We start from the raw sequence: 21307 nt of genomic DNA, 5'->3' as shown, positions 1-21307 counted from the left end.
GGCGGCGCAGCGACAGGTGATCAGGACAGGCAGGCACGGACGGGAGCACGCAATGGCCGTGGCGGGGGCACGGGCGGCGCGCATCACCCTCCGTGATGCCGTTGGCAGTGACAGGCCGGTCTCCGGGCTCGTGAGCCGGGCGGCAGGACTTCTCCATAGAAGCCTGGCCCGATGCCGCGCGCCTTCCCGGAGCACTCCAGTGGCCCTGCGCAGCCTCGACTCACCTACCGTTGCGGGGGCAGCGCCGGATTCGCGCCACCATGGCGCCCACCGGCTTCCCAGTTTCACTCTGGCGGAGCCTGTCCGCCGAGCACCTGAAACACGCCGCGAAGGTTAGAGGGTTGCACCGGGAGCGTCAATTGAACACCGCCGCTGGACGGGCAGGCAGGCGCTTTGTCTCAAGCCTGATACAGTGATATCAAATAGACATCATTTCAGATGTGCGCGGTCATAACTACAAGGAGAGCGCGTGATGCAAGGCTTGATCGTCAACAATCCGCAAATGGAGTTCCTGCGCCCGGTGTTCGAGCGCTGGGTCGAGTGTATCGACCGCTTCAGCCAGATACACGGTGATACCGATGCGCCCTACTGGCACGGTGCACAAGCCAATGCCGGACTACTCGCCGCCGCAGCGTGGCAAGCCGAGCGTGTGGCGCTGCAACGCTATCAGGGCAAGAAGCAGCGTGATGAAGGGGCGCGGGACTCACGCTGCGACCTGAATATTGCCGATGCCGAGCAGTCCTTGCACCTGCACGTCGAGCAGCGCTGGCCGCGGATCGCCCGCCTGGATCTGGCGACTGCCTTGCAGGAGACCGCAGCACTGGCGCGAATGACCGGCTATTCCAGCCAGTTCAAGGCCGGAGCGTTGTTCGTCAGCCCCTGGAAGCCCGGCCAGCATGCCAGCCCGGAAGAGCTGCAGGACCTGGTGGACGATCTGGGCAAGCACACGGCGTGCGTCATCGCCTGGTACTTCCCCTACGCCTATCGCAACCTGCACAACGAGGCGGGCCAGTATCACCCGGGAATCGCCGTGCTGCTCAAACAGGCCTGAGCCCCAGGGCGCCCTCGATCAGGGGTTCTGCGCCAGATGCCCTGGTGCCAGTACCCGCTTGGCCTGCAGGTAGGCCCTGGACCAGTAGCTGTTGGAGAGGTAGTCCAGGCGCACGGTGCCGCCACTGGAAGGCGCATGCACGAAGCGCCCCTCCCCCACGTAGATACCGGCATGGCTCACGCGCGAACCGCCGCCGGTAGCGAAGAACACCAGATCACCGGACTGCAAGGCGTTGATGTCGATGGTCGGGGCGCGCATGACGATCATCTCGCGGGTCGAGCGCGGCAGGCTGATGTTCGCGGCGTCGCGATAGACATAACCGATCAGACCGCTGCAATCGAAGCCTGCATCGGGCGTATTGCCGCCCCAACGGTACGGCGTTCCCACCAGGCCGATCGCGCGGATCAGCACGTCATCGGCCACCGGCGAGGCCGAGGGTTGGTCGATGAACACCACCGGTGGCTTCTTAGCCACGGGAGGGGGTGCCGGAGGACGGCTGGAGCAGGCAGCGAGCAATGCCACCAGGGAAAGGAATGCGAAGCGCGTCATGATCGCCATGGGTCAGAACCTGTCTGAGACCGATCGGCCGCAGCCGAAGATAGAGTTGAGAATTTAGATTAGACGCTATTCGTAAATGCGCACGGCGATTAGCTTTTCAGCCAATCGCCGTGATCAGAGTACAGCACCGTGCCATTAGTTTCGTGACAGTGTGGTCGTCGGCGCCATGGCCAAGGCACGCTTGGCTTCGAGGAAGGTTTTGCTCCAATAACGATCGCCCAGGCTGTCGATGCGTACACCACCGCTGCGGCGGCTGCTGGAGTGGATGAACTGATTGTCACCCAGATAGATGCCGGCATGGCTGACACGACCACGGCCGTTGGTGCTGAAGAACAGCAGATCGCCGGGCTTGAGCTTGTTGCGGGCCACCTTGGGGGCATCGACGTTGATCATTTCGCGGGTCGAGCGTGGCAGGTTCATGCCAGCCTCTTCGCGGAACAAGTAGCCGATGAAACCGCTGCAATCGAAACCGGATTGCTCCGAGGTGCCGCCGAAGCGGTAGCGGGTGCCGATCAGCGCCATGCCACGCTCCAGAATGCTGTCGGCCAGCACGGGGAGTTCATAGGGCTTGCTGTTGCTGGAGAAGGCTTGGAGGTCTTCTTCGGTCGCCAGGTCCTGCTCGTCGAAGATCGACGAATGCGAAGCCTGGGATTTGACCGCGCTTTGTGCGGTGACCGAGGGGCGATCCTGGGGCTGGGAAGTCGGGCCTTGGGCCGCGCAGCCAAAAAGCAGGGTCACAAGTGCGAGGGGCACGAGGGGTGCGAAGCGCTTGAGCATGGGCACGACCGTGTCTGGGATCCGTTGGAAGGTGGAAACTATGCCTTCTATCGGAATCATTTGCAAATTTTATCGAGAAAAATGTGACTTCTGTGTTCTAAGGCGTCGGCACCTTGGAGGATCACCAGCCCAGCGTCTCCTTGAGGAAGGGAATCGTCAGCTTGCGCTGGGCCTGCAACGAGGCCTGGTCGAGGCGTTCGAGCAGGTCGAACAGGGCGCTCATGCTGCGCGTGCCACGGGTAAGGATGAAGTGTCCGACTTCGTCGGTGAGGTGCAGCCCGCGGCGCGAGGCGCGTAGCTGCAACGCGCGCAGCTTTTCTTCGTCGGAAAGCGCACGCATCTGGAAGATCAGCGCCAGGGTCAGGCGCGACTTGAGGTCGGCAAGCTTGATCGGCAATTCCCGCGGCGAACTGGAGGCCGCCAGTAGCAGGCGCCTGCCGCTGTCACGCAGGCGGTTGAACAGGTGGAACATCGCCTCTTCCCAATCGGCCTTGCCGGCGATCACGTGCAGGTCGTCGATGCACACCAGTTCGTACTGTTCCAGGTGGTCGAGCAGTTCCACCCCCCGATCGAGCAATTGCGCCAGCGGCAGGTAGACTGCCGGCTCGCCGAGCTGCTGAAAGCGGTGAGTGGCTGCCTGCAACAGATGCGTACGCCCTGCCCCCTGTTTTCCCCAGAGATAGATGAGGCTTTCGGTCCAGCCGGCATCCGCCTCGCACAACCGCTCGACATAGCCCAGCGCCGCGGCATTGGCGCCCGGGTAATAGTTGATGAAGGTGGCGTCATCGCGCAGGCGCACACCCAGGGGCAACTGGATCGGTTTCATGCTGGCTGGCGGTCACAGGGACCAGAGGGGCCTTCGGTGAGAGTGCGCGAAGTCTATACCTGCCAGATCGGCGGCACAATCAGCCATGGCGATAGCACAAGTAAAATCAACGGCTTGCGTGTTCTTCACGAAGCACGGAGCGCGGGCATGGGCGCAGTAGCCAGGTGACTGCCGGTCGCTTGGCCTACGCTGTTCTGATCGTCAGCACATCTGCGCACGCCAGTGCGTCTTTTCGTGATCATGAGGATAGCCCGATGAAACCTGCTCCCGACCTGCACGCCGTGTCGTCACCTGTGGACGACGCGCAGTACTTCGAATACAGCAAGGCCGCCAACCCCATCGCCGCCAAGCTGATCTCCCAAGTGCCCTTCCAGACCTTTCCCAGCACGCTTTACGACGACGGCCCGAGCCGCGTGATTGCCCTGGACCTGAGCGACCGCCTGGGCAGCGAAGGCCCGGCCACCAGTCCTGGTCTCTGCGCCAATTTCATTCGCCTGAACGCGGGCGACAGCCTGACGCTCAAGCCCAACGCCACGTCCCAGGTGCTCTACGTGATCGAGGGCGCCGGCCGTTTCGACTATGACGAAACCCGCTTCGACTGGCAGCGCGGCAGCTTCATCACCATGCCGGGCCTGCGCAGCACTACCTTGCAGGCCACCACGAACGCGCGTCTTTATTACGTGCACGACGAACCTCTGCTGCGTTATCTGGGTGTGCAGAGCACCTGCGAACGCTTCGCCGCGACGCTCTACCCGGCGGAGGTGGCCAATGCCAGGCTGCAGGAAGCCGCCAACGACCCACGCGCCGCCGACCGCAGCCGGGTCAGCATCCTGCTTGGCAACAAGCACTTTCCGCAGACCCGAACCGTGACCCACGTGCTCTGGGCGATGTACGGCATCGTGCCGGCCGGCGCCGTGCAAAAGCCCCACCGCCATCAATCGGTCGCCCTGGACTTCATCATCGACTGCCCGACGGGTTGCTACACCCTGGTAGGCACCGCACTGGACCCACAGGGCCAGATCGTCAATCCCACCCGGGTTGACTGGCAACCGGGTTTGGCGTTCGTCACCCCGCCCGGCTACTGGCACGCGCATTACAACGAATCCCTGGAGCAGGACGCCTACCTGATCCCGATCCAGGATGCCGGGCTGCAAACCTACCTGCGCTCACTGGACATTCGCTTCAGCTGACCGCCCTGCATCCTGCTGGTCGGCCTGCCGCCGACTCAACCTCGCTCATTCAGCCGCCACAGTGGCGGCTGATTGATCGCATTCACGCATCAATCCATGCAAATTGAACGCTTATCGCCAGCGTGCTACTGGTCGAGAATCTCCAGTTACAAGCACTTACAACATTTAATAAAAGCTGGAGAGCAACATGCGTACGTCTCAACCCCCTGCCAAGAATCCGTCGAAGGCCGGAAGGGTATTCCGGGTGACATCCGGAAACTTCCTCGAGCAGTTCGACTTCTTCCTGTTCGGCTTCTATGCCACGCAGATCGCGGGCGCGTTTTTCCCCGCCGGCGACGAGTTCGCTTCGCTGATGATGACCTTCGCCGTGTTCGGCGCAGGCTTCCTGATGCGGCCTCTGGGAGCGGTGATACTCGGCGCCTACATCGACGACGTCGGCCGCCGCAAGGGGCTGATCGTCACCCTGGCGATCATGGCCAGCGGGACGTTGCTGATCGTGCTGGTGCCGGGCTATTCGAGCATCGGCTTGTGGGCGCCAGCGCTGGTGCTGGCAGGCCGCTTGCTGCAAGGCTTCTCGGCGGGCGCCGAGATGGGCGGGGTTTCGGTCTACCTGGCAGAGATGGCAACGCCGGGCCGCAAGGGCTTCTTCGCCAGCTGGCAGTCGGCCAGCCAACAAGTGGCGATCGTGTTCGCCGCGGCCCTGGGCTATGGCCTGAACTTCTGGCTCAGCCCTGCCGAGCTGTCGCAATGGGGCTGGAGAATTCCCTTCGCGGTCGGCTGCCTGATCATCCCATGCATCTTCCTGCTGCGCCGCAGCCTCCAGGAGACCGAAGAGTTCTCCAGGCGTGAGCACCGCCCGACCATGAAGGCCGTGTTCGCCACGCTGTACGCCAACGCATCGATCGTGATTCTGGGCATGCTGATGGTGGCCATGACCACCACGGCCTTCTACATGATCACGGTCTATGCGCCGACCTTCGGCAAATCGGTGCTGCAACTGAGCACCAGCGATGCCTTGATCGTCACCCTGCTGGTGGGTGTGTCCAACTTCATCTGGCTGCCGATCGGCGGCGCGCTGAGTGACCGCATGGGGCGCAAGCCGCTGCTGGCGGTCATGTCGCTTCTCACCCTGCTGACCGCCTACCCGGCCCTGGCGTTCCTGGCCCAGGCGCCGAGCTTCGCGCACATGCTCGAGGTGCTGCTGTGGTTCTCCTGCCTCTACGGGCTGTACAACGGCGCCATGATCCCTGCGCTCACCGAGATCATGCCGGTCGAGGTGCGCGTGGCCGGCTTCTCCCTCGCCTACAGCCTGGCCACGGCGATCTTCGGTGGCTTCACGCCCGCCCTTTCCACCTGGTTGATCCACGCCACCGGTGACAAGGCCGCTCCCGCTTACTGGATGATGTTCGCCGCGCTGTGTGCATTCGCCGCCACGCTCGTGCTGTACCGCCGTATTGCCGCCCGCGCTCACGCGCCGGCCACCGCCTGATAAGGAAACTGCCATGAAACCCTTGTTCAAGTCCCTCAATGCCGTCGCCTTCGCCGTCTGCGCGTTCAGCAACGCGGTTCATGCCGAGGAATTGACCGTCATGACCTCGGGCGGATTCACTGCCGCCTATCAGAGGCTGGGGCCGGAGTTCGCCCAACACAGTGGCAACACCTTGAAGACCGTGCTCGGCCCTTCGATGGGCAAGGCCCAGGAGGCCATTCCCAATCGTCTGGCCCGTGGCGAACACGCTGATGTGGTGATCATGGTCGGCTACGCACTGGACGATCTGATCAAGCAAGGCAAAGTCGACCCGGCTTCGCGCGTGGAGCTGGCCGACTCGCGCATCGGCATGGTGGTGAAGGCAGGCGCCCCCAAGCCCGATATCGACACCGAGCAAGCCCTCAAGCGTACCTTGCTGGCAGCCAGGTCGGTGGCCTACTCGGACAGCGCCAGCGGCGTGTACATCCAGAACCAGCTGTTCAAGAAGCTGGGCGTGGAACAGCAGCTCGCGCCCAAGGGCAAGATGATCGAGCGCATTCCGGTCGCCTCGGTGGTCGCCAGCGGGGACTACGAAGTGGGCTTCCAGCAGGTGGCCGAGCTACTGCCGATCGCGGGCACCACCTTCGTCGGCAAGATTCCGGAAAGCGTGCAGTCGGTGACCCGCTACGCGGCAGGCATCCCAGTCAATGCCGAGCACCCGGCCCAGGCCAGGGCGCTGCTTCGCAGCCTGTCTTCCGAGCAGGCCCAGGCCACCCTGCGCGCCACGGGCCTGGACTCAGTACCGCGCTAAGCGCTCCGGCAACTGACGGATCAGACCTTCCAGATCGAGTGCCGCAGGCGTCAAGGTTCGCCCGCGGCGCTTGAGGATGCCCAGCTGCCTCACCACCTCGGGCTCGGTCAGCGCGACGCCCACCAGTATCGGGTGCGCGCCCATGGGCATGGCGATCGAAGGCACTACCGCAACCCCCAAGCCTGCTTCTACCAGCCCGAGGGCCGTTGTGACGTGACGTGCCTCGCAGATGCTGCGCTCGTCCACGTCCACCCCCTGCAACGCACGATCCAGCACCAGTCGGTTGCCCGAAGACCTGGCCAAGGCAATGTAGTCGTGCTGGTAAGCCTCGGCCCAAGTGACCGAGGCACGCTGAGCCAGTGCATGATCCCGCCGACAGGCCAGGACGTAGCGCTCCTCCATCAGCGGGCTGAACTCGATCTCGGGCGCGAGGTTTCCGGTGAAACTCACTCCGAAGTCGGCCTCCCCCGCCGTGACCGCAGCACTGACTTCGTTGGCCGAGGCGTCGATCAGCTTGATCTTGATGCGCGGGAAGCGCGCCCGGAAGCTGCGGATGGCCTGCGGCATGAAGTAATAGGCCGCCGATGGCACGCAGGCCACGGTGAGCGTGCCACTGAGCAACACGCCGCCGTCGCCGATGCTGAGCAAGGCCAGATCCAGGTCGTCCAGCAGGCGCTCGACCTGCGGCAGGAAGGCCCGGCCGACATTGGTCAGCGCGACCTTGCGCGTTGTACGTTCGAACAGTTTAACGGCCAGCGCGTTTTCCAGCTTCTCGATGCGCCGACTGAGGGCAGACTGCGTGATGCGGATGGAATCGGCTGCACGTCGAAAGCTGCCCTGTTCCACCACCGCGCGGAAGGCCATCAGGTCGTTCAGATCGAAGTGAATGCTCACAGGGGGGGCTCGTTGGTTGATCGAAGGTACGCATCAATGGTACAGCTCGGATGGGCGCTTGCTCCACTGTATCGGGCAGTGGATTGATTGGGGCCAAGTTGGCCATTCATGGACGCGGCCCTTCTGTTACCGTGGACGCACTACGGTATCTGCTGATTCGGCGGCGTTGGTCTCGCCCCTAGTCATGATCGACCTCTCGTGAAATCCACGCCTTTCGAACTGTCGTTAGCGCCTTATCTCAACCGGCTTCTCCCTAATGAAAAGGACCTCGAACCCAATGACTACCCTCTGCACGTCGCTGGACGAAGTCCGCCAGCGAATCGATGAACTAGACCGTAACCTGGTGTCTCTGCTCGCCCAACGCGGACAGTACGTGACACAGGCGGCGAGCTTCAAAAAGACCACCGATGACGTGCGTGCGCCTGCCCGCGTCGAACAGGTGATAGAGAAGGTTCGGAACATGGCCGACGAGACGGGTGCCTCGGCCGAGGTTGTAGAGCAGGTCTACCGGGCAATGATCGCGGCATTCATCGCTGAAGAGCTGGCCACCCACGAGCGGCTTGCGAACACGCCTTCAGGGTCTTGATGGAAAGGCGCAGAGCGATCAGAGGAATTTGATGATCAGCGTGGTAACGGTTGCCACCGTGCCGATCAGCCCTGTGGCGATCGCGACGGGATACCAGAAGGTTTCACGGCTGAACTTGCCGGCCTCGGCATTGAGCTTGCGGGTTTCAGCCATGAGCTTGGCAATCTCGACGTGGAGCTTCTCGGCTTCGGCCTGAGGCATGTCGAACTGATGCATGGGAACGTCCCTCACGTGTAGATACGCGCTGCGCGATAGCACCTGGCGATTGGGGCAGTGTAACAGCGCGACAGTGCCGGTAACCTGCCACTTTGTATCCATCCTCGTCCAGCAGGACGAAGTCGCACAGGACAGCGATTTTAGCCATCAACACCTCGCTCGGGCGACGCAGGCCTGACTGCACGCTGGATGCGCACCTGAACATGACGACTGCCGATCGATTCCACCCGCGTGAGGCTGGCCCAAAACGACGAAGCCCCCGAAAACTTCAACGTTTTCGGGGGCTTCGACTACTTCGCGTATGGCGGAGAGATAGGGATTTGAACCCTAGGTACTGTTGCCAGTACAACGGATTTCGAATCCGTCCCGTTCGACCACTCCGGCATCTCTCCAGTGGCGCGCATCATACCAGCGTTTTCTTTTCTGGCAAACCTTTTTCGAAAAAAATTCGCGTGGTATCAGGCGCTTGCGTGAAGGTACAGGTTACAGCGGCACGCCAAGACGCTTGGCGACTTCTTCGTAGGCTTCGATCACATCGCCCAGACCCTGGCGGAAGCGATCCTTGTCCATCTTCTTGCGGGTTTCCTTGTCCCACAGGCGGCAGCCGTCGGGGCTGAATTCGTCGCCCAGGACGATCTGGCCGTGGAACACGCCGAATTCCAGCTTGAAGTCGACCAGCAGCAGGCCAGCGTCGTCGAATAGCTGAGTCAGCACGTCGTTGACCTTCAGCGACAGCTTCTTCATCTCGACCAGTTGCTCGGCCGTGCCCCAGCCGAATGCGACGACGTGGGATTCGTTGATGAAGGGATCGCCCTTCTCGTCGTTCTTGAGGAACAGTTCGAAGGTGGACGGCTCGAGCTTGATACCCTCTTCCACGCCCAGGCGCTTGACCAGGCTGCCGGCGGCATAGTTACGCACCACGCACTCGACCGGGATCATGTCCAGTTTCTTGACCAGGCATTCGTTGTCGCCCAGCAGTGAGTCGAATTGGGTCGGCACGCCAGCGGCTTCGAGCTTCTGCATGATGAAGGCATTGAACTTGTTGTTGACCATGCCCTTGCGGTCCAGCTGCTCGATGCGCTTGCCGTCGAATGCCGAGGTGTCGTTGCGAAACAGCAGGATCAAGCGGTCGGCGTCGTCGGTCTGGTAAACCGATTTGGCTTTGCCGCGGTAGAGTTCGTCGCGTTTTTCCATGATGGGCTCCGCTTGCTTGAGTGGTTGGGCTAGGCGATCTCGCGCCAGTCGAGCCCATGTTCCTGATTCGCCACCTGGAGCCAGTCCGGATCGCACCCCAGGGTGTCGACGAAGCACTGGCGCGCCAGTTGTGGCAGGTTGTTCTTGCTGCTCAGGTGGGCCAGCACCAGGTGTTGCAGCTGTTGCCAGCCCAGCTCGGCCACCAGGTTGGCGGCCTGGTGATTGTTCAGGTGTCCCTGGTTGCCGCCGACCCGTTGCTTGAGAAAGTACGGATAGTGCCCGCGCGCCAGCAGATCACGGCAGTGGTTGGCCTCGATCAGCAAGGCATCCAGGCCTTGGTAACGCTGCAGCAGGTGGGCATCGTAACTGCCCAGGTCGGTGAGCATGCCGAACCGGCGCCGCCCATCACTGAACACGTACTGCAGCGGCTCCTGAGCATCGTGCTCGACCCGTGCAGCGCTGACCTGCAAGCCGCCGATCTCCAGCACGTCGCCACAACCGAGGAAACCGGCTACCTCGACCGGCTTGCGCAAACCGCGCAGGGTGCCCTGGCTGAGATAGACCGGTACACCGTAGCGGCGCGCCAGCAAGCCGACGCCATGCACGTGGTCGGCATGCTCGTGGGTCACCAGCACCGCACTCAGCTGCGCCGGCGACACGCCGAGCAACGCCAGGCGGCGTTCGGTCTCGCGCAGGGAAAAACCGCAATCGACCAGCACGAAGGTGTCGTGGCTGGCGATCAGCGTGCCGTTCCCCTGGCTGCCGCTTCCCAGTACCGCGAAGCGCACTTAGCCCAGACGGTCCTGGATCGCGCTCAGCACGCGGCGGGCGACATCGGCCGGGGCCACGGTGTTGATGTTCTTCTCGACGGTGACCTGGACGTTGTCGCCCACCTTGCTCAGGCGAACCTGATAGCGCTCGGCCCGGGCCTCACGCTCTTCCTTGGTTGGTGCACTGCCGAACATCCGGCTGAAGAAGCCCGGCTGGTCGTTCTTGTCCTCGGGTTTCTCGGACAGGTTGATGTAGTAAAGGCCCAGGCTGCGGTTGATGTCCTCCACGCGCCACTCGCCCTGCTCCAGGGCGCGGCCCACGCCGGACCAGGCGCGATCCAGGTCCGAACCCAGGAACAGCACCGGGTTGCCGCTGCCGTCTTCGCTGAGGCTGACCTGGCTTGGCGCATCGAAGTCGCGCGCAGCCAGCAACGACACCGACCCGCCCTTCTCGGCGCTGCGGTTCATGCTGGCTAGCAGGTCGTCCACCAGCAGCGCGTCGACACCGGTGTTGCTCGAGGTGTTGGAGAAGCCCGGTTCGGCAGTGCTGCCCGCCGGACGCTCGACGCTGACCACGTACACTTCGGACGTGTTGCGCTGCACGCCTGGCTCCATGCGCACTCGCACGCGCACTTCGCTGTCGGGGCTGCTGGAGGTGCTGGCCAGGCGCTGGCCGAGGGAGGCGGAAAGCTCGTCGAAACGCTGCCAGGTGGTGTTGAACTCGCCGGTCTGCGGGCGCTCTTCGGCGATGCGGAAGCCGTTGTCCTCGAAATACTGCCGCGCGACCGGCCAGACCTCGGCAGGTGCACGCTGGGCCAGCACCCAGCGACTGGCGCCGCTGCGCTGCAGGGTGAACTCGTTGATTTCGCCGGTGGCCGACAGCGGCTGCGGCCGGGGCACCTCGAACTCGCCAGTGGCGGTGTCGTCGGCCACGTTGCGCGGGATCGGCAGCAGCGGATCCAGGCGCTTGACGTGGGTCGCGTCGGGCGGCAACTGCATGGGCGCAGTGGAATGCGCCTGCAGGTAATCGCTGCCGCGGTCGCGGAAATAGCCATCTTCACCCCACAGCCAGCCACACCCACTGGTGCTGGAGATGATCAGGGCGAGAGCGGAAAGACCAGCCAGTCGCTTCATGCGGTGTACTTCCTCGATTAAACCAGTACGCCGGACTGGCGCAAGGCAGTACGGACTTGTTCATGACAGCCTTCGCTCAACCAGGTGAGCGGCAGGCGGATACCTTTGTGCATCAGACCCATTTCCACCATGGCCCACTTCACCGGAATCGGGTTGGCTTCGCAGAACAGGTTCTTGTGCAGCGGCATGAGTCGCTCGTTGATCGCGCGGGCCTTCTCGGCATTGCCCTGTAGGGCGGCCTCGCACAGATCGGCCATTTCCCGCGGGGCGACGTTGGCGGTGACGGAGATGTTGCCCTTGCCGCCCATCAGGATCAGCTCGACGGCGGTCGGATCGTCGCCGGAGAGGACCAGGAAGTCGCTGTCCACGCCTTCGAGGATGGCCTTGGCACGGGCCAGGTCGCCCGTGGCCTCCTTGATGCCGATGATGTTCTTGATGCTCGACAGGCGAATCACGGTCTCGGCCTGCATGTCGCAGGAGGTGCGGCCGGGCACATTATAGAGGATCTGCGGGATGTCGACGGCTTCGGCGATGTGCTTGAAGTGCTGGAACAGGCCTTCCTGGGTCGGCTTGTTGTAGTAGGGCACCACCAGCAGGCAGGCATCGGCTCCGGCGCTCTTGGCATTCTGCGTGAGGTGCACGGCTTCGGCCGTGGAGTTGGCGCCGGTGCCGGCGATCACCGGAACGCGCCGCGGGCTGCGCTTGACGCGCTCGACCACGTGCTTGATGACCAGGATGTGCTCTTCGACGTCGAGGGTGGCGGACTCGCCGGTGGTGCCGACGGCGACGATCGCGTGAGTGCCTTTTTCCAGGTGGAAGTCGATCAGTTTATCGAGGCTGACCCAATCCAGACGCCCTTGTGCATCCATGGGTGTGACAAGTGCCACCATACTGCCCGCGATCATGAAACTGCTCCTGCCGGAAAAAGAGAGCGGTAATGGTACTGGCGCCATCGGCCTTGCACAAGCGATGCTGGCAGGCGGAGCATTCCCCTCGGCGCCGCTTTTCGCTACCCTTGACCCTTTGATCGGCGCAGTGCGGCCCGCCGGGCTGTCGACGGTGCCACCAGTCGGTGTTCGGCCGCCCCAGGGCGCCCTTCGCATCGGCCGCAAGCAGGCGGGCCCTCGTCCTGCGCCGACCGCTCATCGCTTTAGGAATGCTGCATGTCCACCGCTCCCCGCGAACAGTTCCTCATCATCAGTGCCCTGGGCCCCAACCCCATGGAGCTGGCCAATGTCCTCAGCCGCGCGGCGTTCGACAACCGCTGCGCGGTGGTCACCTCGCGCCTGTCGCGCCACGGCGAAACCAGTGCCCTGGTGTTGCAGGTCGGCGGTAGCTGGGACGCCCTGGCGCGCCTGGAAACCACCCTGCCGGGCCTTGGCAAGAAGCACGGCCTGACCCTCGACGTGGTGCGCAGCGCCGAGCAGGAGGTGCGCCCTCAGGCCCTGCCGTACGTCGCCTATGTCAGTGCGGCCTACCGCCCGGACATCATCAACGAGCTGTGCCAGTTCTTCCTCGATCACCGTGTCGAGCTCGACGCCATGACCTGCGACACCTACCTGGCCCCGCAGACCGGCAGCAGCATGCTCAATGCCCAGTTCACCGTGATCCTGCCGGCCGGCACCCAGATCAGCTGGCTGCGCGATCAGTTCCTGGACTTCGCCGACGCCTTGAATCTGGATGCGCTGATCGAACCCTGGCGCCCGCAGAACCCCGTGTAAGGAAGCCCACCCATGGCCGTAGACCTCGATCAACCCGTCGCCGACTTCCAGGCCCAGGCCACCGGCGGCCACACCGTTCGCCTGTCCGAGCTGCAGGGCCGCCAGGTGGTGCTGTACTTCTATCCCAAGGACAGCACCCCCGGCTGCACCACCGAAGGCCAGGGTTTCCGTGACCAGATGGCCGCGTTCGAGGCCGCCAATACCCTGGTGTTCGGCGTGTCGCGCGATGGCCTGAAGTCCCATGAGAACTTCAAGGCCAAGCAGGGCTTCACCTTCGAGCTGATCAGCGACAAGGACGAAGCGCTGTGCCAGCTGTTCGACGTGATCAAGCTCAAGAAACTGTATGGCAAGGAATACCTGGGTGTGGACCGCAGCACCTTCCTCATCGACAAGCAGGGCGTATTGCGCCAGGCCTGGCGCGGGGTGAAGGTGCCCGGGCACGTGGACGCGGTGCTGGCGGCGGCGCAGGCACTGGACAAGGCCTGAAGCTGGCCGCGGGCCAATCGCAGCGCCAACTCGCCGCCGCCAGCTCGGCCGGATCGGCAGCGAGACGACCGCAGCGCGCTAGAGCAGCGGTGCGACGCTCGGCTCCTGCCGTGGCCAGGCATCGAGCACGGCCTTGAACAGCGTCGCCAGGGGGATGGCGAAGAAGATGCCCCAGAAACCCCACAAGCCGCCGAACAGCAGCACCGCGCAGATGATCGCCACAGGATGCAGGCTCACCGCTTCGGAGAACAGCAACGGCACCAGCACGTTGCCGTCCAGCGCCTGGATGATCCCGTACACCGCCATCAGGTAGATGAACTGGTCGCTCCAGCCCCACTGGAACAGCGCGATCAGCGTCACCGGCACGGTCACGACCACTGCCCCCACGTAGGGCACCACCACCGACAGCCCCACCAGCAGCGCCAGCAAGGCGGCATAGTTCAGGCCGAGGGTGATGAACGCGATGTAGGTGGCGATGCCGCAGATCAGGATCTCGATGCCCTTGCCGCGGATGTAGTTGGCGATCTGCCGGTTCATTTCATCGCCCACGCGGGTCAGCAGGGTGCGCTCGCGCGGCAGGTAACCGCTGACCCAGCGCGCGATCAGCTCACGGTCCTTGAGAAAGAAGAACACCAGAATCGGCACCAGCACCAGGTAGATCATGGCGTTGACCAGCAAGGGCAGGCTCGACAGGGAAAAGGTCAGGGCCCACTGGCCGAACTTGCCGATTTCCCCGCGCACCGACTCGATGGCCCGCAGCACCTGCTCGTCGGACACCAGGTGCGGATAGCGCTCGGGCAGCAGCAGCAACAACGACTGCCATTTGGCGAGCATGCCCGGCAGTTCGTTGAACAGCGTGATCAACTGGTGCCACAACAGCGGCACCAGCACCAGCAAGAACACCGCCAGGGCACCCATGAACAGCGCGAACACCAGCCAGACCGCCAGGCGCGACGGCACCTTGAAGCGCTCGAGGGCATTGACCATGCCCTGCATGAGAAAGGCCAGCACCAGGCCGGCCAGCACCGGCGCGAGCATGCCTCCGAGCGTCAGCACCACGGTGAAAGCCAGGAACAACAGCACCGCCAGCACCACTGCCTCCTCATCGGAGAAGTAACGCTGCATCCAGTCGCGAAGCACCTTGAACATCGACGATCCTTGCAGAAAAAGAGTCAGGCTTTGCGCAGCCAGTAGGAATAGACCCCGGCCTCGACGGCTTCGGCCAGCAGGGCGTGGCCGGACAGCTGCGCGAAGGTGCGGAAATCACGTTGCGAGCCGGCATCGGTGGCCACCACCTTCAGCACTTCGCCGCTGCTCAGGCGGTTGAGCGCCATCTTGGCCTTGAGCAGCGGCAGCGGGCAGTTCAGCCCGCACGCGTCCAGTTCGGCGGTGCAGGTCGGGGTATCGGTCATCGAGGAGCTCCAGGGATGTGACGGCAAGCGATGCGGCTAGGATACCTGCACTGGTCGGCGTGGTGCGAGCGGGCTACAGTAAGCGCTTTGATCGACGCGAGCTTCGTGCATGAACCTACTGCGCCCTACCCTGCTGACGCTGGCCTGCCTCATGGCCCTCCCCGGCCATGCCGACGACCTGCCGTCGCTGGGTGACGCCAGCTCCGCCATCGTCTCGCCCCAGCAGGAGCATCAACTGGGCCGCGCCTGGCTGAGCCTGCTGCGTGGTCAGGTCAACCAGCTCAACGATCCGCAGCTCAAGGACTACGTGGAAACCAGCGTGTACCGGCTGGCCGAAACCAGCCAGTTGCAGGACCGCCGACTGGAATTCATCCTCATCGACAGCCGCGAGCTCAATGCGTTCGCCGCTCCTGGCGGCATCGTCGGGGTCAACGGCGGGCTGTTCCTCAACGCCAAGACCGAGGGTGAATACGCCTCGGTGCTGGCCCACGAACTGGCGCACCTTTCCCAGCGTCACTTCGCCCGCGGGGTCGAGGCCCAGCAACGCATGCAGTTGCCGATGATGGCCGCATTGCTGGCCGGTATCGTGCTGGCCGCAGGTGGTGGTGGTGATGCGGGCATCGGAGTGATCGCCGGCACCCAGGCGGCCGCCATCCAGGAGCAACGCCGCTTCTCCCGGCAAAACGAGCAGGAGGCCGACCGTATCGGCATCCTCAACCTGGAGAAAGCCGGTTACGATCCGCGCAACATGCCCAGCATGTTCGAGCGCCTGGCGCGCCAGTACCGCTACGACGCCAAGCCACCCGAATTCCTGCTGACGCACCCGGTGACCGAGTCACGTATCGCCGACACCCGCAACCGCGCCGAACAGGCGCCCAAGGGGGGTGTCGAGGACAGCCTGCGCTACCAGCTGATTCGCGCTCGCGTGGCCCTCACCTACGAGGGTACGCCGGGCCTGGCGGCCAAGCGGTTCCGTGCCCAGTTGGACGAAACGCCCGCAATGGACGCCGCCCGCTACGGTCTGGCGCTGGCGCAGATCAAGGGTGGCCAACTGAACGAGGCGCGCGAAAACCTCAAGCCGCTGCTGGCCAAGGCGCCCAACGACATCACCTACAACCTGGCGCAGATCGACCTGGACATCACCAGCAACCGCCTGGCCGATGCCCAGCAGCGCGCCGAGCGCATGCAAGGGCTGTATCCGGGCAACTATCCCCTGAAACAGGTGCGCGCCGACCTTCTGGTCAAGCAGAACAAGCCGGCAGAGGCGGAGAAAGTGCTGGACGATCTGGTCAAGAACCGTCCGGACGATCCGGATGTCTGGTACGACGTAGCCGAAGTCCGTGGCCTGTCGGGCAACACCATCGGCCTGCATCGGGCACGGGCCGAATACTTCACCCTGGTGGGCGACTTCGACCAGGCGATTCAGCAACTTGACTTCGCCAAGCGCCGAGCCGGCAGCAATTTCCCCCTGGCCTCGCAGATCGATCAGCGCCAGCGGGAGATCATGGAGCAGCAGCGCATGGTCAAGGAGATGATGCGCTGATGAACCCAGGGCCGCAGCAGCGGCCCTTTTCAATGGCGTGTCAGGCGTTGCCCGACAGCTTCAGTCGCGCTGCCTGGGTGAAGTCCAGCATCCGCCTGAGCGGCTTGATCGCCCGGGGAATCAGCGCCGGTTCGACGAAGATCTCGTTGCTGCCATGGCGCAGGCAATCGAGGGTGCGCTCCAGGGTGTTCATCGCCATCCAGGGGCAATGGGCGCAACTGCGGCAGGCAGCGCCGTTACCAGCCGTCGGCGCCTCGATGAACTCCTTGTCCGGACACAACTGCTGCATCTTGTAGAAAATGCCGCGGTCGGTGGCGACGATGAACCGGGTGTTGGGCAGCGTCTGCGCCGCCTTGATCAATTGGCTGGTGGAACCTACGGCATCGGCCAGCTCGATCACCGACTCCGGCGACTCCGGGTGCACCAGCACGGCGGCATCCGGGTACAGGGCCTTCATATCGGCCAACTGCCGCGACTTGAACTCTTCGTGGACGATGCAAGCGCCATCCCACAGCAGCATGTCGGCACCGGTCTGCTTCTGGATGTAGCGGCCCAGGTGCTGGTCCGGCCCCCAGATGAACGTCTCGCCGTTGTCCATCAGGCTCTCGACGATTTCCAGGGCGCAGCTGGACGTCACCACCCAGTCGGCACGCGCCTTCACGGCTGCCGAGGTATTGGCATAGACCACCACGGTTCGTTCCGGATGCTGATCGCAGAACGCCGAGAACGCCTCCACCGGGCATCCCAGGTCCAGGGAGCAGGTCGCCTCCAGCGTGGGCATGAGGATGCGCTTGTCCGGCGTGAGAATCTTCGCCGTCTCGCCCATGAACCGCACCCCGGCCACCACGACCGTCTCGGCTGGATGGTGGTTGCCGAAGCGGGCCATTTCCAGCGAGTCGGAAACGCAACCGCCGGTCTGCTCGGCCAATGCCTGGATCACCGGATCGCAATAGAAATGGGCGACCAGCACCGCATTCTGCGCCTTGAGCTCGGCAGCGATGGCGGCGCGATAATCGGCCTCCTGCTCGGGGCTCAGCGGATGGGGTTGCTTGGCGTCAAGGTGGGCTTGAACCAGGAGACGTTCGGAAATCTGGGTCATGATCGCTGGACCTGCGTGCGCGTCGATCGAGTGGATCACCCGGCCTGCGCAGATCGGCTAAATGTGCCGCACACCCCTGATGACGGGTGATCGCGGCCCCTCTGCGGGCGCGGATTGTTATCGGACGGCGAAGGCTACAGGCAATCGAGGCAATGCAAAAGCGCTTTTTCGACGCAACGCAGCCGCCCGCACCCAACGGCAGGGCGCCGAAGGTTGCGGGCGGGCGGGCACCGCGTGCCAGGCGCGTGTCAGCCTTGCGGCGACAACACCGCCAGTTGCGCGCTCATCATCATCACGAAGTCTTCCACGGGCATCTTCCTGCCGTTGAGCTCGACCATGCCATCGGCATAGTTAAGGCTCGACACCACATCGTTGCCTTCCACGGTCGCCATGCCGCTTTGCAGAGCCATCACCCCAAGCATTTCGCCAGCCTGGCTGGACTGCTGGGCAATGGCCTGGGGGTCGCTCTGACCATCGAGCAGCGCCTGCAGGGTGGTGAGGTCGCCGACCATCGCCTTGGACACGGTGAGCTTGCTCTGCAGCCGGGCGATCAACTGTTTCATCAATTGATCGGGCGGCAGATCGAAGGACGCCGGGTTGGCGAAGTCCATGGTCATGTTGAAGCGGCTCTGGCCGTTGGCGGTCTTGAACGACAGGTCTTCCAGGGCGAATTGCGGCTTGTCGGCCAACAGCTTCTGCAAGTGCGTCTGCACCATGGCCTTCTCTTCGGGCGTCATGTCAAGGGCCGGCAGGCCCTGCTGACCCTGGGCAGCCGCCGCCTGCATCTGCGGCGCCTTGGCCTGGTACCAATCGGCCAATGCCTGGGCGGCGGCCATGTTGATCGACTTCATGCTCATCACCATCTGGCCGCTGCCCACCTGGCGGCCGGCATAGGTGATGTCGGAGACCTTGTACTCCAGACGACCGCCCACCCGGTCCTGACCCTCGGCGCTGTACACGCTGTTCTGCTCCAGCCCTTTAAGCAGCAGTACGTCCTGCTTGGGCCCGAGGGTGGCCTGCAGATCGGCCAGGTACAGGTCGAGGTGGCCCACGTAGATCATGTCGTGAGCGGTGCTGTCGAGCTTGCCACCGATCCTGAAACCATTGGCCTGCAGTTTGATCGGCGGATGGTCGTCACCCACCAGGGTCATGTCCAGGCGCGGGGCTTCACCGTGGATGTCGAGCGACTTGCCTTCCTTGTCGCCCTTGAGCAGCAGTTGCATGCCGCCGAAGTCCATGAGGTTGCCGTCGCCTTCGTCCAGCTTGACCGGCGCCAGCGCGATGTCGCTCTGCACGCCGCCGGCATAACCCAGAGTGACCTGGCCGGTGACCGGCGTCTTGTCGCCGGCGGCGGCGAACCAGTCGGCGGTGGTATCGTCCTTCTGCAAACGACTGTTGCTGACGGCCATGACCGGCAGCAGCTTGAGGGTCTTGACCCGCGACCATGGGAAAGGACCATGCTCGATGTGATCGTCGACGCCGACCTCGAAGCTCACCGGCTCGCCTTGGCTGAGGCGCAGGTCGCGGGCCTTGAGGCGGTATTTCGCCTCGCTGGTGAACAGGTGCTGGTCCAGCGAGACGAGTTCGATGGTCATGGTGCCGCCGGTGCCGACCAGTGCCTTCTGCAATTCGGCATTGCCGCGCGCGATGGATTGCTCAAGCTCCGCGGGCAACTGCTTGCCGGTGTACCAGGCGCCAGCGATGGTGACGACGGCGATGGCGACGGCCAGGCCGGAAAGGATGCCTACTGATTTCTTCATGAATAGAACCGATTGCTGTCCATAGGGCTGGGAGGGCGCAGCACCTGCGCCGGGAGTGCAAGATTAGCATTCCCGACGGCCAGGGCGCTGCGGTGGGTCAGATTTTCTAGCGGCTGGAACCCCGGAAAACGGTGTCAGGATGACTCAGCGCGCCCGGCGTGCCTCGATGTACTCGAGCAGGCCATCGAGGTCGGCACTGCTGAGCAGGCGCGCCACCTGCTTGACCTCCGCCACCGGCCAGTCCCACCAGGCGGCTTCGAGCAGGGCTTGGCGCACGGGTTCATCGAAGCGCCAGCGGATGAACTTGCAGGGATTACCACCCACCACCGCGTAAGGTGGTACATCGCGCGAGACCATGGCCCCGGCCGCGACGATGGCGCCGTGGCCGACGGTCACACCCGACAGGATCACCGCGTTGGTGCAGATCCAGCAGTCGCTGCCAATGACCACGTCGCCCTTGCTCGGCGCGTAGTCCTTGATGTCTTCCAGGCCTTCTATCATCGCCGGGAACGGATAGGTGGTCAGCCAGTCGGTACGGTGTTCACCGCCGAGCAGCACCTGGACCCCTGCCGCGATCGAGGTGTAGTTGCCGATGCGCAGTACCGACTCGTCCCCGAACTCGGTGACCTGGGGAATGCCATAGCTGCCCACCCCCACGGTGCTGCGTGGGTAGCGCAGACGAATCTTCTCGGCGGCGCGCTCGAGCTTGTCCATCGCCCGGAGTCGCTTGCGCTCTCGGCGCTGGAGCAGGTTCGTGAAAAACTTCATTGCCACGCGCTCCTCGAGGATTTCAACGGTGGAAGATCAGGCGCCTGATGCGCCTGAAGGTGGTTCTGTTGTAGTGGCTCAGAGGAATCTCCCGCAACAGACGCCACGCGCGAGGCTTGTCGGAGACGACTGCATACTTGAGCGCCTTGTGCAGTAGCACGGAACGACCATGGGCATAACCGGGGCAGTCACGGTAGGGTTCAATGGTTTTGAGGTCTGCTTCGAGCAGCACTTCGAACTTGCGTGACAGATTGTCCGGATGACGACGGTAACGGGTCACGCACACCGGCAGCTCATGGATCGGGTAACCCTGGGCGGCGATGCGCAGGGTCATCTGGAAATCCTGCACCTTGATGTCCGGGTCGTAGAAGCCCGCGGCCCGCATCGCCTCCATCCGATACAGGCAGGCTGGCGCGCCGATCACCACCGCATCATGGAGTATCTCGGCGAAATCGAATGTTCTGATCCGGCTGCGTTTCTGCGTCTTGATGTCATGCCCATCGCGGTCGATGTAGGTGATCAGCGCCCCTACGCAGCCCACCTGCGGATGAGCGTCGAGGTAGGCTGCGCGCACGCTCACCGAGTGAGGAAGCATGATGTCGTCCAGGTCGGGAGTGGCGACGTACACGCCTCGAGCGTGCTTGAGTCCCGTGTTGAGTGCGCCGCTCACGCCCTGATTCTGCTGGGTGAGCAAGGTGAAATCGTACCGAGACTGCAATGCCCGCAACATGTCGACGCTGCGATCGGAAGACCCATCGTCGACGATGATGACTTCGAAGTTCGGGTAGTCCTGAGCGAAAATACTGTCCAGTGCGGCCTGGAGGTAGGATTCGGCGTTGTAACAGGGCGCAACGATCGAAACCAGCGGCATCGATGTTCGACAAGTGTTCTGGGTCATCGGGCTGGCAAGCCTCCATGGGTACGGCGAAGTCCAGCCTCGAGAATAGGTCGGCGAACGCGAAATTATCTGCAAATGACCGCAGGGTTGGCCAAACATGCGATTGGAGTCATGAAAATCTTCTATGAGCTGGTTTGACTCAATC

General features: G+C 63.5%; 23 protein-coding genes, 1 tRNA gene and 1 riboswitch. Of the genes, 8 read left to right on the top strand and 16 right to left on the bottom strand.

Features of this window, described 5'->3' with window-relative positions; genetic code table 11:
- Window positions 1–96 precede the first annotated feature (96 nt).
- Window positions 97–333: riboswitch (cobalamin riboswitch) on the bottom strand.
- Window positions 334–472: 139 nt separating this feature from the next.
- Window positions 473–1051 (top strand): hypothetical protein, encoded by a 579-nt coding sequence (locus IAE34_RS08895; protein ID WP_200138510.1) that lies wholly within the window; start codon window positions 473–475, stop codon window positions 1049–1051.
- 18 nt (window positions 1052–1069) lie between these two features.
- On the opposite strand, the gene IAE34_RS08890 is transcribed toward IAE34_RS08895, so the two are convergent.
- The 3 genes from IAE34_RS08890 to hda form a co-directional block, all read right to left on the bottom strand.
- Complete coding sequence (locus tag IAE34_RS08890) at window positions 1070–1609, bottom strand: C40 family peptidase (protein WP_200138509.1); 540 nt, start codon at window positions 1607–1609, stop codon at window positions 1070–1072.
- A 135-nt stretch (window positions 1610–1744) separates the two neighbouring features.
- A complete protein-coding gene (locus IAE34_RS08885) occupies window positions 1745–2386 on the bottom strand; it encodes a C40 family peptidase (RefSeq protein WP_200138508.1) in 642 nt (213 codons plus the stop codon).
- Window positions 2387–2507: 121 nt separating this feature from the next.
- Entirely contained in the window at window positions 2508–3212 is a 705-nt protein-coding gene (gene hda, locus IAE34_RS08880) for a DnaA regulatory inactivator Hda (protein WP_200138507.1), read from the bottom strand.
- Window positions 3213–3466: 254 nt separating this feature from the next.
- Between hda and IAE34_RS08875 the strand changes: the two genes are divergently transcribed.
- The 3 genes from IAE34_RS08875 to IAE34_RS08865 all read left to right on the top strand — a co-directional run bounded on the left by IAE34_RS08875 (window position 3467) and on the right by IAE34_RS08865 (window position 6681).
- A complete protein-coding gene (locus IAE34_RS08875) occupies window positions 3467–4402 on the top strand; it encodes a cupin (RefSeq protein WP_200138506.1) in 936 nt (311 codons plus the stop codon).
- Window positions 4403–4589: 187 nt separating this feature from the next.
- Complete coding sequence (locus IAE34_RS08870) at window positions 4590–5891, top strand: MFS transporter (RefSeq protein ID WP_200138505.1); 1302 nt, start codon at window positions 4590–4592, stop codon at window positions 5889–5891.
- Between the two features lie 13 nt (window positions 5892–5904).
- A complete protein-coding gene (locus IAE34_RS08865) occupies window positions 5905–6681 on the top strand; it encodes a substrate-binding domain-containing protein (protein ID WP_200138504.1) in 777 nt (258 codons plus the stop codon).
- Here IAE34_RS08865 and IAE34_RS08860 read toward each other — a convergent pair.
- Window positions 6667–7575: a LysR family transcriptional regulator gene (locus IAE34_RS08860; RefSeq protein ID WP_200138503.1), complete on the bottom strand. Its 909-nt coding sequence runs from the start codon at window positions 7573–7575 to the stop codon at window positions 6667–6669. The genes IAE34_RS08865 and IAE34_RS08860 overlap by 15 nt on opposite strands.
- A gap of 277 nt (window positions 7576–7852) precedes the next feature.
- On the opposite strand from IAE34_RS08860, the gene IAE34_RS08855 reads away from it, so the two are divergent.
- A complete protein-coding gene (locus IAE34_RS08855; RefSeq protein WP_200138502.1) occupies window positions 7853–8161 on the top strand; it encodes a chorismate mutase in 309 nt (102 codons plus the stop codon).
- An 18-nt stretch (window positions 8162–8179) separates the two neighbouring features.
- On the opposite strand, the gene IAE34_RS08850 is transcribed toward IAE34_RS08855, so the two are convergent.
- From IAE34_RS08850 to dapA, 6 genes are all read right to left on the bottom strand, one after another.
- A complete protein-coding gene (locus tag IAE34_RS08850; protein WP_200138729.1) occupies window positions 8180–8362 on the bottom strand; it encodes a hypothetical protein in 183 nt (60 codons plus the stop codon).
- 317 nt (window positions 8363–8679) lie between these two features.
- Window positions 8680–8769, bottom strand: a tRNA-Ser gene (locus IAE34_RS08845).
- Window positions 8770–8860: 91 nt separating this feature from the next.
- A complete protein-coding gene (gene purC, locus IAE34_RS08840; protein ID WP_200138501.1) occupies window positions 8861–9571 on the bottom strand; it encodes a phosphoribosylaminoimidazolesuccinocarboxamide synthase in 711 nt (236 codons plus the stop codon).
- A 29-nt stretch (window positions 9572–9600) separates the two neighbouring features.
- Entirely contained in the window at window positions 9601–10359 is a 759-nt protein-coding gene (locus IAE34_RS08835) for an MBL fold metallo-hydrolase (protein ID WP_200138500.1), read from the bottom strand.
- Window positions 10360–11475, bottom strand: a complete 1116-nt coding sequence (gene bamC / locus IAE34_RS08830) for an outer membrane protein assembly factor BamC (protein ID WP_200138499.1) — start codon at window positions 11473–11475, stop codon at window positions 10360–10362.
- A gap of 17 nt (window positions 11476–11492) precedes the next feature.
- On the bottom strand, window positions 11493–12380 hold the full coding sequence (gene dapA / locus IAE34_RS08825; RefSeq protein WP_200138498.1) for a 4-hydroxy-tetrahydrodipicolinate synthase: 888 nt from the start codon (window positions 12378–12380) through the stop codon (window positions 11493–11495).
- Between the two features lie 258 nt (window positions 12381–12638).
- Between dapA and IAE34_RS08820 the strand changes: the two genes are divergently transcribed.
- On the top strand, window positions 12639–13196 hold the full coding sequence (locus IAE34_RS08820; protein WP_200138497.1) for a glycine cleavage system protein R: 558 nt from the start codon (window positions 12639–12641) through the stop codon (window positions 13194–13196).
- A 12-nt stretch (window positions 13197–13208) separates the two neighbouring features.
- Window positions 13209–13682 (top strand): peroxiredoxin, encoded by a 474-nt coding sequence (locus IAE34_RS08815; protein WP_200138496.1) that lies wholly within the window; start codon window positions 13209–13211, stop codon window positions 13680–13682.
- A 78-nt stretch (window positions 13683–13760) separates the two neighbouring features.
- Here IAE34_RS08815 and IAE34_RS08810 read toward each other — a convergent pair whose 3' ends face one another.
- Window positions 13761–14831 carry an AI-2E family transporter gene (locus tag IAE34_RS08810; protein ID WP_200138495.1) on the bottom strand — a complete coding sequence of 357 codons (1071 nt, stop codon included), beginning with the start codon at window positions 14829–14831 and terminating at the stop codon, window positions 13761–13763.
- A 23-nt stretch (window positions 14832–14854) separates the two neighbouring features.
- Window positions 14855–15094 carry a sulfurtransferase TusA family protein gene (locus IAE34_RS08805; protein ID WP_200138494.1) on the bottom strand — a complete coding sequence of 80 codons (240 nt, stop codon included), beginning with the start codon at window positions 15092–15094 and terminating at the stop codon, window positions 14855–14857.
- Window positions 15095–15203: 109 nt separating this feature from the next.
- Here IAE34_RS08805 and IAE34_RS08800 point away from each other — a divergent pair, with 109 nt between their 5' ends.
- Window positions 15204–16637 (top strand): M48 family metalloprotease, encoded by a 1434-nt coding sequence (locus tag IAE34_RS08800; protein WP_200138493.1) that lies wholly within the window; start codon window positions 15204–15206, stop codon window positions 16635–16637.
- A 40-nt stretch (window positions 16638–16677) separates the two neighbouring features.
- Here the strand turns inward: IAE34_RS08800 and nadA are convergent, their stop codons facing one another.
- From nadA to IAE34_RS08780, 4 genes are all read right to left on the bottom strand, one after another.
- Window positions 16678–17736 carry a quinolinate synthase NadA gene (gene nadA / locus IAE34_RS08795; protein WP_200138492.1) on the bottom strand — a complete coding sequence of 353 codons (1059 nt, stop codon included), beginning with the start codon at window positions 17734–17736 and terminating at the stop codon, window positions 16678–16680.
- 248 nt (window positions 17737–17984) lie between these two features.
- The gene (locus tag IAE34_RS08790) at window positions 17985–19496 is read right to left on the bottom strand and encodes a YdgA family protein (RefSeq protein WP_200138491.1); all 1512 of its coding nucleotides are present in this window, start codon (window positions 19494–19496) and stop codon (window positions 17985–17987) included.
- 144 nt (window positions 19497–19640) lie between these two features.
- A complete protein-coding gene (locus IAE34_RS08785) occupies window positions 19641–20264 on the bottom strand; it encodes a CatB-related O-acetyltransferase (RefSeq protein WP_200138490.1) in 624 nt (207 codons plus the stop codon).
- Window positions 20265–20286: 22 nt separating this feature from the next.
- A complete protein-coding gene (locus IAE34_RS08780) occupies window positions 20287–21162 on the bottom strand; it encodes a glycosyltransferase family 2 protein (RefSeq protein ID WP_200138489.1) in 876 nt (291 codons plus the stop codon).
- Window positions 21163–21307 lie beyond the last annotated feature (145 nt).

This window comes from Pseudomonas sp. S30 (assembly GCF_016518545.1).
GTDB lineage: Bacteria > Pseudomonadota > Gammaproteobacteria > Pseudomonadales > Pseudomonadaceae > Aquipseudomonas.
Note: the sequence above shows the minus strand (reverse complement) of the source record. Positions and strands in the feature narration are given on the sequence as shown.